Raw genomic sequence first — 12,158 nt, forward strand, 5'->3', positions numbered from 1 at the left:
CGGCGCACTGCCGAGCACACAGGATCTCCCCAGGGGTGACGCGATTCCTTCTCCTGACCTGCGTCGTTCCCCCGCCCGTGGCACGGAGGATCTTCGTAGCCTCGCCGCATGGGGGACGACAACCGTGAACAGCGGGCCCGGTCCGACGCTCGCTCGCGCACCTTCACCCCGCTCGAGCAGCGGATCGACGCCTGGGCGCACCGGCGCACGCGCGCGCTCGCCGAGAACGCCGGCCCGTGGCGTCTGCGCGCCCTCGAGCTCGTGGTCTTCACGCTCAAGCAGGCGTGGGCGTGCGTGTTCGGCGCCTCGATGCTCGCGCTGCTCGTGCTCGCGCGGCTGCTGTACCTCGAGGGTGCGCCGCTCGCACGGGCGGATGCGCTGGTGATCGCCGCGCTCGCGCTGCAGGTCCTCATGCTGGCGCTGCGCCTGGAGACACTTCGCGAGATGGGCACGATCGTGATGTTCCACGTCGTGGGCACCGCGATGGAGGTGTTCAAGACCCATGTCGGCTCGTGGGAGTACGAGAGCGAGGGCCTTCTGCGCGTCGGCGCGGTCCCGCTGTACACGGGGTTCATGTACGCCGCGGTCGGCTCGTACATGGTGCGCGTGATGCGGCTGTTCGACCTGCGATTCACGCGCTACCCGCCGCGATGGGCGACGGCGCTGCTCGCAGCGGCGATCTACGCGAACTTCTTCACCCACCACTTCCTGCCCGACGCCCGCTGGGTGCTCCTCGTGCTGGTGGCGCTTCTGTTCGGCCGATGCATGATGAGCTTCCGCAACCACCGTGGCGGCGCCTGGCATTGCATGCCGGTGCTCGCGGCCTTCGCCGGCACCGCGTTCTTCCTGTGGGTCGCCGAGAACGTGGGCACCGCCGCCGGCGCCTGGATCTACCCGCACCAGCAGGCGGGATGGGAGCCGGTGCCGCTCACGAAGATGGTGGCCTGGCTGCTGCTGATGATGATCTCGGTGGTGCTGGTGACGGTCGTGCACCCGCCGCAGGCTCCGCCTGAGGAGGAAACGGCTGGACTCGAGGGGCATTCACCGGATGCCCTTCCGGTGAGTCCATGAGAGCGGCGTGGGGAACCGGGGATAGATGGCTCCCATCGATGGCATCATTCGTTCATGGACTCGATCCCCGCCATCACCTCGTGGACGCTGCAGCAGGAGATTCCCGTTCCGGACGACGTGACGAGCCTTCTCGTCCAGGGGGAGCAGGCTGTCACTGCTTTCAAGACGTTCCGTGACTCCGCGATCTTCACGACGAAGCGACTGATCGTCCGGGATGCACAGGGGGTGACCGGGAAGAAGGTCGAGATCTACTCCCTGCCCTACTCGAGCATCCTTATGTGGTCATCGGAGAACGCGGGCGGTTTCCTCGATCTGAACTCAGAGCTCGAGCTGTGGACGAAGGCCGGGCACATCAAGGTCCTGCTGAAGAAGGGGGCCGATATTCGCCGCCTCGACTCGCTCATCGCTTGGGCCGTTCTGCAGGGAAGCTGACCCCTCAGCGGAGTCCTGCATCCACTGCGGGCCCGCCCTGCTGAGAGTTCACTCCAGGGGATTCTCCTGCGGGGGCAGCGCCTCGATGAGCGGGTGGTCCTTGTCGATGACACCGGTCTTCGCGGCGCCGCCGGGGGCGCCGAGCTCGTCGAAGAACTCGACGTTGGCGTTGTAGTAGTCCGCCCACTCGTCGGGCAGATCGTCCTCGTAGAAGATCGCCTCGACCGGGCACACCGGCTCGCAGGCGCCGCAGTCCACGCACTCGTCGGGCTGGATGTACAGCGACCGGTTCCCCTCGTAGATGCAGTCCACGGGGCACTCGTCCACGCAGGCGCGATCCTTCACGTCCACGCAGGGCAGGGCGATCACATAGGTCACGCTCGCGGCTCCTTCCTCGCTCGCTCCTCGCTCGTCGCGGGTGCTCCCGCATCCCTCGACGGTAGAACCTCATGCGCGCTTGAGGTCAATCCTCGGTGAGAGCGTCGGCCGGCCCGGCCGATGCCCCGCGTCCCGGCCCTTGACCTCACGTGCACTTGAGGTCCTACGGTCGAAGACGTCCAATCAGCCACAGGAGAGGAATCCACGATGGCGGAGTACACGCTTCCCGATCTCGATTATGACTACGCGGCGCTGGAGCCCCATATCTCGGGCCGGATCATGGAGCTGCACCATGACAAGCACCATGCGACCTATGTGAAGGGTGCGAACACGGCGCTGGAGAAGCTGGCGGCGGCGCGCGAGGCGAACGATTTCGGTTCGATCAACCAGCTGTCGAAGGATCTGGCGTTCAACCTGGGTGGTCACACGAACCACTCGATCTTCTGGAAGAACCTCTCGCCCGAGGGCGGGGACAAGCCCACCGGTGAGCTGGCGAGCGCGATCGACGAGTACTTCGGGTCGTTCGATGCGTTCCAGGCGCAGTTCACGGCGGCGGCTCTGGGGATCCAGGGGTCGGGCTGGGCGATCCTGGCGTACGAGCCGATCGAGGGGAACCTGGTGATCGAGCAGTTCTACGATCAGCAGAACGGGATCCCGGTCGCGACGGTGCCGCTGTTCCAGCTGGACATGTGGGAGCACGCGTTCTACCTGGATTACCAGAACGTGAAGGCCGATTACGTGAAGGCGATCTGGAACATCGTGAACTGGGCGGATGTCCAGGCGCGGTTCGAGAACGCGCGCAGCACGAAGGGCCTGGTCAACCCCGGCGCCTGAAAGACCACGACGCAGCAGACCCGCTGACCTCCGCGCCGGCCCCTGAGGACCGGCACCGCTCTGGCCACCGGCCGCGTTCGCGGCACGTCGGCTCTGCGCGCTTTGATGCTCCGAGCGTCCCGTGTCCGGCGGGTCCCGGCCCGTGCCCCTTCTACAGGGGGCGCGGGCCGACGTCGTGCCCGGCGCGACCGATGAATGCCTTGACTGACATATGTCGCCGAAGGTATACATGCCTCATGTCCTCCGTCGACCACGACGCCGATCCCGACGCCCCGTCCACCACCGTGCACACCGTGCTCGCCCTGCCGCTGCGCCGGGAGATCCTCGACGTGTTGCGGGAGGGGCCGGCGCCCGTCGGCACGCTCATCGAGCGCACCGGAGCACCGCAGGCCGCGGTGTCCAAACAGCTGCGGGTGCTGCGCGAGAACGGCTTCGTCGAGGCCCGTGCCGAGGGGCGGCAGCGCTGGTACGCCCTGCGTCCTGAGCCCTTCGCGCAGCTCGCGGACTGGCTCTCGCCGTACCGCTGGCTGTGGGAGGACCGGCTCGACCGACTGGGCGACCGGCTGGACCGTATGGAGGACGAGGAGACGACATGACCCGCTCCGACCCCGAGCTGCACGACGTCGACGGAGGGACGGACATCGTCGTCCGCCGTCGCTACCCCCACCCGATCGACCGCGTCTGGCGCGCCGTGACCGAGGCCGAGCACCTGGCCACGTGGTTCCCCGGCGCACCGGAGTTCGAGCTGCGCACCGGCGGGACCGTGCGCTTCGCCGAGTTCGCGGGGGACCCCGCCGAGTTCGGGGAGGTGCTCGCCCTCGATCCGCCCCGCCTGCTGCGCTTCACCTGGGACACGGACGTGGTGACCCTCGAGCTCTCCGGCGACGACGAGGGCACCGAGCTCGTCCTCACCGACCGGCTCGCTGATCGTCCCGCCGCGGCGAGCGTCGCCACCGGATGGGAGTCCTGCCTCGAGCTGCTCGGCTCCGTCATCGTGGGGGAGGCTCCGCAGGAACCGGGCCCCCGGTACGCCCGCCACGAGGAGCTCGCCCACCGCTTCGCGCTCGGTCGGCCCGTGATGGAGGAGACGGCCGAGTGCTGGTCGGCTCGGTTCGAGCGGCAGCTGGTGTGCCCCCCGGAGGTAGCCTGGGAGCTGTTCCTCGGCGGTGCCGCGGAACCCGAGGTCGCCCATGCGGTGCCCCGCGTCGGCGAGGAGCTGCGCGCTCCGCAGGCCCCGGAGGTCGTGCTCGGCACCGTCACCGAGGTCGAGGCCCCGCGGCTGATCGCCTTCGACACGGGGGCCGGGGAGCCCGGCGACAAGGTGCGCTTCGAGCTCCTGGAGGGCACCGGCCATGGCGCCAGGATGCTGCTCACCGTGCGCGGCACCGATCCGGCCGAGCGGGACGCGGCTCTCGAGCAGTGGGGCCTCGGCGCGGTCGAGGCGATCGCCGCCGCCGCGCTCGCGCACGTCGCCTGAGACCGCGCCGCGGCCCGCCGAAGAGTGCACGTACCGTCCTTGGCCGCGCCGCGAGGGGCCGGCCGTCTCGTCATTCCTCGTCCAGAGCCCGCAGGTACCGGCGCGTGATGCGCTCCTGGACGATCCGCGCGAGCGGGGCTCCGGCCCCGACCAGAGGAGAGCCGGGCCGCGAGTATCCGGAGATCCTCAGCCGCAGCGCGCCGTCGGCCGCTCGGAGGACCTCGAAGCGCTCGATCCCCGACTCCGGATGCCCCGGGAGCGTGCCGTAGGTGAGGCCGCGGCGGTCGGGCTCCTCGAAGACCTCGAGGACGCGGCACGGTGCACGGACGCCGAGCGGTCCGAGGTCGAGCCGTTCGACGCCGAGGCGCAGCTCGATGACTTCGCCGGGGTGCACGGTGCCCTCCCGACCGTGCTCGGGACCCACGGCGACCTCGAGGCCTGCGCGCGTGTGCATCCGCCACCCGAGCAGGTCCTCGCCGGCCCCATCCAGGTCGCGCCGGACCAGCGGCGCAGAGCGCCCGATGCCGCGGAAGCCGGGTGGCACGATGCCCGTTGATGCGGCATCCCACGGCGCCGTGACCTCGGCATCCCGCAGCCGCGCCGCCCGGCGGGGCGCCAGCGGGACCACTCCGCGTGTGCGGGCGCGCCGGCTCATGCAGCGGGGTCGTCCGGGGACGGCGCGTCCGGGAACGGGTAGTCGACGAACGCGAAGGCCGAACCGTCCGGCGCCCAGCTGGGGACGTTGATCGTGCCCTGGCCGCCGTCGAGGGCGACGAGCGTCGTCGGACTCGTCCAGTCGTCGACGTCGACCATGCGCAGCTCGACGGGACGGTCCGCGGGGTGCCCGGTCGTGCCGGCCGGGAAGCTCAGGTAGACGGCGACGTCGCCGGTGGGGGCGATGTGCGGGAACCAATTCACGCGCTCGTCGAAGGTCAGCTGCTCGATGCCGGTGCCGTCGGGCCGCACCCGGGCGAGCTGCGCATGGCCCGGGGTCGTCGAGAACTGCTCGGTGTTCAGCAGGATCCAGGAGCCGTCGGGCGTCCATTCGCAGCCGTCGGCGGGACCGGGGTCGGTGGTGACCCGGCGGTCGTCCGAGCCGTCGGTGCGCACGGTGTGGATCAGGGCCCGCGACCAGGCGTCCTCGCCGCTGAGCTCGATGCGCACGTAGCCGAGCAGAAGCCCCGTCAGGGCTCACGCCGTGCAGGAAGTGCCAGACGCCGTCCTCGCTGGTCACCCGGCGGATCGGGGAGTCGTCGAAGGGGACGTGCCAGATGTGGTGGTCGCTCGCGGAGGCGAAGACTCCGGTGCCGTCCGGGGCGAGCACGTGGTCGTTGTTCACGGGCGGCAGTCCCGGCGCGTCGACCCGCTGAGGGGCCTGCGAGCCGTCGGACGGGAGGGTCCACAGCGCGCCCTCGGCGTTCACGAGCAGCTGCCCGTCGGCCCGCCAGTTCGGGGCCTCGAAGAGGCGCTCGGACGAGACGTGGACCGTCCGGATCTCGCCGCTGCCACGCTCCCACACGCGGATCCGGGAGGCCTGACCCGCGTCGAGCGTGCGCCACGGGACGTTCGACGGGGCGGGCGACGGCACGGTCGACGAGGTGGGTGGGGTGCTCATCTTCGGGCTCCTTCGCGACGGCGGACGACGGCCTCCTCGTACGTCGCGGCACCCGATGGGAGCGGCGACGGCGGGAACAGGACCGTGGTGCTCAGGCTATCCGCGCGCGCACGGCATGTCCCGGGCCGTCCGTTCCATCGCGGTGTCGTCTGCCCACCTCCGCGCCGCCTCGACCAGCAGGCGATGGAAGCGGTCCTCGCCGGTGACCTCCGGGTGGAAGGCCAGGCCGATGCGGTCGCCCTGGCGCACCCCGACCACGCGGCCGTCGGGCAGGGACGCGAGCACCTCGACAGCGGCGTCCCTCCCCGCCGTGCCCCCGCCGACCTCCTCGACGAGCGGTGCGCGGATGAAGGCGCTGCGCACGGGCGGCCCATCGATCGCGGGCGTGACCAGGGCGGTCTCGAAGGAGTCGGTCTGGGTGCCGAAGGCGTTGCGGCGCACCAGCACGTCGAGGCCGCCGAACGTCTCCTGGCCCGGCGCGGCATCGAGGATCCGATCGGCCAGCAGGATGAGCCCCGCGCAGGTGCCGAGCACAGGGAGACCGTCGCGCACGCGCTCCCGCAACAGGCCGCGCAGGCCCGTGAGGCGGGAGAGGCGGTCGATGACGCTGGACTCGCCGCCCGGCAGCACGAGCGCGTCCAAGCGCTCGAGATCCGTCGGCCGGCGCACGCGCACCACGTGGGCGCCGAGTCCCCGCAGCATGGCCTCGTGCTCGCGCACGTCGCCCTGCAGGGCGAGGACGCCGACGCGCAGCTCCGGCAGTGGGCTCTCCCCGCGCGCTCCGTTCGCCGCCTCGGAGCTCACCATCCGCGCTCGGCCAGGCGGTGCGGCGCCGGGAGGTCCGCGACGCTGATGCCGACCATCGCCTTGCCGAGCCCGCGCGAGACGTCGGCGACCACGGAGGGATCGTCGTGGAAGGTCGTCGCCTGCACGATGGCCGCGGCGCGCTTCGCGGGATCGCCGGAGGTGAAGATGCCGGAGCCGACGAAGACGCCGTCGGCCCCGAGCTGCATCATCATCGCGGCGTCGGCCGGCGTGGCGATCCCGCCGGCGGTGAAGAGGACGACGGGCAGTGTCCCGGTCGCCGCGACCTCCGCGACCAGCGGGTACGGGGCCTGCAGCTCCTTCGCGGCGACGTAGAGCTCCTCCTCGGGCAGGGAGGACAGGCGGCGGATCTCGGCGCGGATGGTGCGGATGTGGCGGGTGGCCTCGGAGACGTCGCCGGTGCCGGCCTCGCCCTTGGAGCGGATCATCGCGGCGCCCTCGGCGATGCGCCGCAGGGCCTCGCCGAGGTTCGTCGCCCCGCACACGAACGGCACGGTGAAGTCCTGCTTGGCGATGTGGTGGGCGTGGTCGGCGGGGGAGAGGACCTCGGACTCGTCCACGTAGTCCACGCCCAGCTCCTGCAGGATCTGCGCCTCGACGAAGTGGCCGATGCGGGCCTTCGCCATCACGGGGATCGTGACGGCCTGCTGGATCTGCTCGATGAGCTGCGGGTCGCTCATGCGGGCGACGCCTCCCTGCGCGCGGATGTCGGCGGGCACGCGCTCGAGGGCCATCACCGCGACGGCGCCCGCGTCCTGCGCGATCCTCGCCTGCTCGGCGTCGACGACGTCCATGATCACGCCGCCCTTGAGCATCTCGGCGAGTCCGCGCTTGACGCGGACGGTGCCCGCGGCGGGCTCCTGCGCGGCGTCGGCGCTGGTGGCAGGGGTGGTGGATGCGGGTGCGCTCATGGCGTCTCCTCAGGGTGCACGGGTGCGAGCGTGGATGGGTGAAGCGGGGGTGTGCGGTGGCGGTTCCCGGCGGCGAGTGGTGGTGCGCGGCTGTGGGAACTATGACCTAGGCCAAAAAGTAGCACGGCCCGGGCCGTACCTCGAGGGTCGTTCGGCCGACGGTCCGCCCCCTAGACTGCCGAGCGTGGACGACGGCGAGCAGCAGACGGTGAACGCTCAGGACAGCGTCTCCCTCGCCGCATCGACCGCCGCGTCGACCGCCGGCATCACGGGATCCACCGCCCTCGAGATCGCCGACAGCGTGCGCGGGCTCGTTGAGCGCGGCGTGCTGGGCGCCGGCGATCCGCTCCCGCCCGTCCGCACCCTGGCCGAGCAGGTGGGGGTCAACCGCAACACCGCCGTCGCCGCCTATCGCCGGCTGTCCCGTGCGGGCATCGTGGTCGCCCAGGGCCGTGCCGGCACCCGCATCGCGGGGCGCGCACGCATCCCCCAGGAGGGCGCCGCACCGGCGGGCCCGCTGCGCGACGTCGCGAGCGGCAACCCCGCCCCGCGCTTCATCCCCGATCCCTCCCGGGCGCTGCGCGCGGTCACCGGCCGGCCCGTGCTGTACGGCGAACCCGTGGTCGACGCCGGTCTCGAGACATGGGCGCGCCAGTGGATGGAACCGGATGTCCCCTCGACCCGGCACATCACCGTCACCGGCGGCGCCGTCGATGCGATCGAGCGTCTCCTCGCCCAGGTCCTCGAGCGCGACGACGCCGTGGGCCTCGAGGACCCCTGCTTCCTCGCGAGCATCCAGACCGTGCGCCTGGGCGGCTACCGGCCCGTGGGCATCCCCGTCGACGACGAGGGCATGACCGTCGACGGCCTGACGGCCGCGCTCGAGGCGGGTGTCCGTGCGATCGTCTGCACCCCGCGGGCGCAGAACCCCACCGGGGCCTCGCTCAGCGCGCGCCGCGCCGAGCAGCTGCGCACAGTGCTGGCCGACCACCCGTTCGTGCTGGTCATCGAGGACGACTACTACTCGATGCTCGCCCGCGCCCCGTTCCGCTCGATCGTCGGTCCCGGGCACGCGCGCTGGGCCCTGGTCCGCTCGGTCTCGAAGTTCCTGGGCCCCGATCTGTGCCTCGCGCTGGTCGCCTCCGACGAGCGCACCGCCTCCCGCCTCGCCCTGCGCCTGAGCCCCGGCACCACCTGGGTCAGCCACCTCCTGCAGCGCATCGCGCACGCCCTCCTCTCCGACGAGGACTCCCGCGCCCTCATCGACCGCGCCGCCGCCCACTACGCCGATCGCAGTGCCCGGATGCGCGAGCTCCTGCGAGCTCGCGACCTCGAGGTCGCGGAGCAGGACGGGATGAGCCTCTGGGTGGGGTGCGGGGTCGATGCCCGAGCGGTCTCCGAGCGCCTGATGCGCCGCGGATGGCTCGTGCGCACCGGCGCCGAGTTCGACCTCGGGGCCGACGACGGGCCGACGGCCCCGCGCGCCGGAGCGTCGGCCGACCAGCACCTGCGCATCACCGTGCACGACCTCGACGACGAGGAGGCGCAGGCGTTCGCCGACGACCTGAGCGCCTCCGTGGGCGAGGTGCGCGAGCGGGCCTGACCTGGGCTGACGTTCGCCACGGGTCAGTTGCGGGGCTCGTCCTCGGTCCGTGCGGCCTCGGCGATCGTGGCCTCGCGCAGCAGCTGCAGACGGGCCTCGCGATCGGCCTCGTGGCGTGAGCGGGCGATCGCGCGCGCTGCCGCCGCATCCCGGTCGCCGATGGCCCGCAGCATCTCGGTGCGGGAGGCCAGGGAGTCCTCCCAGCGCCCCTGCACCTCGAGCAGCGCGCTCGCTCCGGGTGCCAGGTGGACCGCCAGGGCCTCCAGCAGCTCGCTGAGCACCGGGTTCTGCGCGGCGGTCCACAGCGCCCGATGGGCGGCGAGGTCGCGGCGGGCGAGCTCGGCGGGGTCGTAGTCCTCGAGTGCGTGGTCGCGGTCCAGGAGCGCCTCGAGCCGCAGCACGTCCTGCACGGTGCGGTGCACGGCGGCATCGCCGGCGATCTGCTCCTCGAGCGGGATGCGCGCGTCGTGCGCCTGCAGGAGCACCTGGGGGTCCACGCCGCGCACGGCGAGACCGCGCGCCGCGCGCACGGCCAACCCCGCCTGCTCGAGCCGCGACAGAGCATCGCGCACGGGCGTGCGCGAGACCTCGAAACGGCTGGCCAGAGCCGTTTCACGCAGGGGAGCGCCGGGGGCGAGCTCGCCCTCGAGGATCTCACTGCGCAGCGTCGTGAACACGCTCTCGCGGTCGTTCCTGGCGGCCATGTCGGTGCCTCTCGTGGGTCGTTGGGGAGGGGGTGTGTGCGGATGCGATGCAGTTGTGACGCACGGATGCAAGGAGAGTATCCCAAGCATGTGCAAACACCGTCTGAAGATTTGCAGACGATACAGCGAGGTGCGAATGCACACGGTAGAGAACTACAGGATACATAGAAGATGAGCACTCGGGCGAGCACTGGATGGATCTCGTGCAGCACCCGATCCGAACCCGCTCGACGCACGCCCCGGCCTCGTACGATGAGCCCACGTCACAGCAAGCGGGAGTCCGGTGGGCGAACCCCTCCGCCTCGAGAGGAGCACGCGATGGGCCTGGTCACGACGCTGCATATGGAGCTCCCGGGATGGCTCGTCGACCGTCTCGAGGAGCTGCCGGCCGTGCTCCCCACGCTCGAGGAGCGGATGGACGTGGCCGATGAGCTGGCCGATCTCACCTGGCGCTCGGGCGACGGGGGCCCGTTCGCCGCACTCGTGGTCGAGGAGGACGGGACCGTGCTGTCCGTGGGCGTGAACCTCGTGCCCCGCACCGGGCTCAGCGCTCTGCACGCCGAGGTCACCGCGCTCTCCCTCGCCCAGCAGCGGATGGGCGGCTGGGACCTCGGTGCGGGCGGCACGCGTCGCCAGCTCGTCGTCAACGCACGCACCTGCGTGCAGTGCTTCGGCGCCGTGCTGTGGAGCGGCGTGCGCTCACTGGTGATCGGAGCCGACGGTCCCGAGGTCGAGGAGGCCACGGGATTCGACGAGGGCCCGATGGTCGCCGACTGGATGGAGCAGCTCTCTGCCCGCGGCATCGACGTGACCGCCGGCGTGCGCCATGCGCAGGCGCTTCAGGTCCTGCGCGACTTCGGCGCCTCGGACTCCCTCGTCTACAACCCTCGCGGGGAGTGAGCTCCTCCGGGTGCCTCAGCTCAGTCCGTAGGGCAGCTCGGAATGAGCGAGAGCGATGCCCATCAGCCGGTTGTACTTCGCCACTCGCTCACCGCGGGCCGGCGCCCCGGCCTTGATCTGGCCCACGCCGGTGCCGACGGCGAGATCCGCGATGAAGTCGTCCCAGGTCTCGCCCGAACGGTGGGAGATCATGCAGGCCATCGAGGCCTCACGAGCGGTGCGGATCGCCGCGAGGGTCTGGGAGATCGTGCCGATCTGGTTGGGCTTGATGAGCACCGCGTCGGAGAGTCCGCGCGCCGCACCGTCACGGATCCGCACGGGGTCGGTGACATAGAGGTCGTCGCCCACCAGCTGAACGCGTCCTCCCAGTTCACGGGCCTGGACCCGCCACCCCTCGAGGTCGTCCTCCGCGAAGCCGTCCTCGAGGCTGCGGATCGGGTAGTCCCCGAGCAGCCGCGTGTAGAGGTTCGCGAGCTGCTCACGATCCATGTCCCGGCCCGCGACACGATAGAGGCCGCCCCCGCGATGGAACCCGTTGGCCGCGGGATCCAGGGCGATCGCCATCTCCTCCCGCCCGGGCACGAGGCCCGCGCGTTCCATCCCCTCCATGAGCAGGTCGAGCGCCTCCCGGGGATCAGCGAGCGCCGGAGCGAAGCCGCCCTCGTCGCCGAGGCCCGCCGTCCCGTACCGCTCGCGCACCAGGGCACCGAGGGCGTGATGCGCCTCGGCGCCCATCGCGACCGCCTCGGCCTCGTCCCGCGCGCCGACGGGCGCGATCATGAACTCCTGGAGATCCAGGTCGTTCGCGGCATGCGCGCCGCCGTTCAGCACGTTGAAGTGGGGGACCGGGAGCAGAGGGGCGCTCCCGGTGTGCGCGGCGAACCACTCCCACAGCTCCATGCCGGCGGCGTGGGCGAAGCCCCTCGCGAGCACCATCGAGACCGCGACGACGGCATTCGCGCCCAGGCTCGCGTATCCCTGGGTGGAGTCGAGCTCGGCCATCGCGGCGTCGGCGTCCTCGAGCGACGACCACGTGGGGCCCACGAGCAGCTCCGCGAGGTGAACGTCGACGCTGCGCACGGCGCCGTCGACCCCCTTGCCGGAGAAGGCCGGGCCGCCGTCGCGCAGCTCGACCGCCTCGTGGGCGCCGGTGGAGGCGCCCGCAGGCGAGGCCGCGCGCAGCAGCGCGCCGTCGGCCGTCGTGGCCGTGACCTCGACGGTCGGGAAGCCGCGCGAGTCGAGGATCGGCCGGGCGCGCAGGGAGGTGAGGACGAGATCGCTGGTCATGGTGTGCTCCTCGGGTGGGTTCAGTTCGATGAGGTGGGTTCGGTTCGGTTCGGTTCGAGTCGGTCGGGTCGGGTCGGGTCGGGCGAGGTCAGATCGGGGCGGGCAGGTCGGCGGGGCGCGG

General features: G+C 71.6%; 14 protein-coding genes. 7 read left to right on the top strand and 7 right to left on the bottom strand.

The window, feature by feature from the left end; translation table 11 throughout:
• Window positions 1–108: 108 nt before the first annotated feature.
• Together M4486_RS14055 and M4486_RS14060 are read left to right on the top strand one after the other, a co-directional pair.
• Complete coding sequence (locus tag M4486_RS14055) at window positions 109–1,071, top strand: DUF817 domain-containing protein (protein ID WP_249477859.1); 963 nt, start codon at window positions 109–111, stop codon at window positions 1,069–1,071.
• A gap of 54 nt (window positions 1,072–1,125) precedes the next feature.
• Window positions 1,126–1,503 (top strand): PH domain-containing protein, encoded by a 378-nt coding sequence (locus M4486_RS14060; protein WP_249477860.1) that lies wholly within the window; start codon window positions 1,126–1,128, stop codon window positions 1,501–1,503.
• Window positions 1,504–1,551: 48 nt separating this feature from the next.
• On the opposite strand, the gene fdxA is transcribed toward M4486_RS14060, so the two are convergent.
• Window positions 1,552–1,881 carry a ferredoxin gene (gene fdxA, locus M4486_RS14065; protein ID WP_200502004.1) on the bottom strand — a complete coding sequence of 110 codons (330 nt, stop codon included), beginning with the start codon at window positions 1,879–1,881 and terminating at the stop codon, window positions 1,552–1,554.
• A gap of 207 nt (window positions 1,882–2,088) precedes the next feature.
• Here fdxA and M4486_RS14070 point away from each other — a divergent pair, with 207 nt between their 5' ends.
• The 3 genes from M4486_RS14070 (at window position 2,089) to M4486_RS14080 (ending at window position 4,192) form a co-directional block, all read left to right on the top strand.
• The gene (locus M4486_RS14070) at window positions 2,089–2,715 is read left to right on the top strand and encodes a superoxide dismutase (RefSeq protein ID WP_228359569.1); all 627 of its coding nucleotides are present in this window, start codon (window positions 2,089–2,091) and stop codon (window positions 2,713–2,715) included.
• Between the two features lie 236 nt (window positions 2,716–2,951).
• Complete coding sequence (locus tag M4486_RS14075) at window positions 2,952–3,311, top strand: ArsR/SmtB family transcription factor (protein ID WP_249477861.1); 360 nt, start codon at window positions 2,952–2,954, stop codon at window positions 3,309–3,311.
• A complete protein-coding gene (locus M4486_RS14080; protein ID WP_249477862.1) occupies window positions 3,308–4,192 on the top strand; it encodes an SRPBCC family protein in 885 nt (294 codons plus the stop codon). Before M4486_RS14075 ends, M4486_RS14080 begins: the two co-directional genes overlap by 4 nt.
• A 70-nt stretch (window positions 4,193–4,262) precedes the next feature.
• On the opposite strand, the gene M4486_RS14085 is transcribed toward M4486_RS14080, so the two are convergent.
• From M4486_RS14085 to pdxS, 4 genes are all read right to left on the bottom strand, one after another.
• Complete coding sequence (locus M4486_RS14085) at window positions 4,263–4,847, bottom strand: DUF1990 domain-containing protein (RefSeq protein WP_249477863.1); 585 nt, start codon at window positions 4,845–4,847, stop codon at window positions 4,263–4,265.
• Complete coding sequence (locus tag M4486_RS14090; protein WP_249477864.1) at window positions 4,844–5,356, bottom strand: TolB family protein; 513 nt, start codon at window positions 5,354–5,356, stop codon at window positions 4,844–4,846. Before M4486_RS14090 ends, M4486_RS14085 begins: the two co-directional genes overlap by 4 nt.
• 547 nt (window positions 5,357–5,903) lie before the next feature.
• Entirely contained in the window at window positions 5,904–6,614 is a 711-nt protein-coding gene (gene pdxT, locus M4486_RS14095; RefSeq protein WP_249477865.1) for a pyridoxal 5'-phosphate synthase glutaminase subunit PdxT, read from the bottom strand.
• Window positions 6,608–7,543: a pyridoxal 5'-phosphate synthase lyase subunit PdxS gene (gene pdxS / locus M4486_RS14100; protein ID WP_283257930.1), complete on the bottom strand. Its 936-nt coding sequence runs from the start codon at window positions 7,541–7,543 to the stop codon at window positions 6,608–6,610. The genes pdxT and pdxS overlap by 7 nt, the downstream gene beginning before the upstream one ends.
• A 208-nt stretch (window positions 7,544–7,751) precedes the next feature.
• Here pdxS and M4486_RS14105 point away from each other — a divergent pair, with 208 nt between their 5' ends.
• Complete coding sequence (locus M4486_RS14105; RefSeq protein WP_249481152.1) at window positions 7,752–9,146, top strand: aminotransferase class I/II-fold pyridoxal phosphate-dependent enzyme; 1,395 nt, start codon at window positions 7,752–7,754, stop codon at window positions 9,144–9,146.
• 23 nt (window positions 9,147–9,169) lie between these two features.
• Here the strand turns inward: M4486_RS14105 and M4486_RS14110 are convergent, their stop codons facing one another.
• The gene (locus tag M4486_RS14110; protein WP_249477866.1) at window positions 9,170–9,850 is read right to left on the bottom strand and encodes a GntR family transcriptional regulator; all 681 of its coding nucleotides are present in this window, start codon (window positions 9,848–9,850) and stop codon (window positions 9,170–9,172) included.
• A 318-nt stretch (window positions 9,851–10,168) separates the two neighbouring features.
• Here M4486_RS14110 and M4486_RS14115 point away from each other — a divergent pair, with 318 nt between their 5' ends.
• Window positions 10,169–10,750, top strand: coding sequence for a nucleoside deaminase (locus M4486_RS14115; protein ID WP_249477867.1), 582 nt, complete (start codon window positions 10,169–10,171; stop codon window positions 10,748–10,750).
• A gap of 15 nt (window positions 10,751–10,765) precedes the next feature.
• Here M4486_RS14115 and eno read toward each other — a convergent pair whose 3' ends face one another.
• Window positions 10,766–12,037 carry a phosphopyruvate hydratase gene (gene eno / locus M4486_RS14120; protein WP_249477868.1) on the bottom strand — a complete coding sequence of 424 codons (1,272 nt, stop codon included), beginning with the start codon at window positions 12,035–12,037 and terminating at the stop codon, window positions 10,766–10,768.
• Between the last annotated feature and the right edge of the window lie 121 nt (window positions 12,038–12,158).

This window comes from Brachybacterium kimchii (assembly GCF_023373525.1).
GTDB classification, from domain to species: Bacteria; Actinomycetota; Actinomycetes; order Actinomycetales; family Dermabacteraceae; genus Brachybacterium; species Brachybacterium kimchii.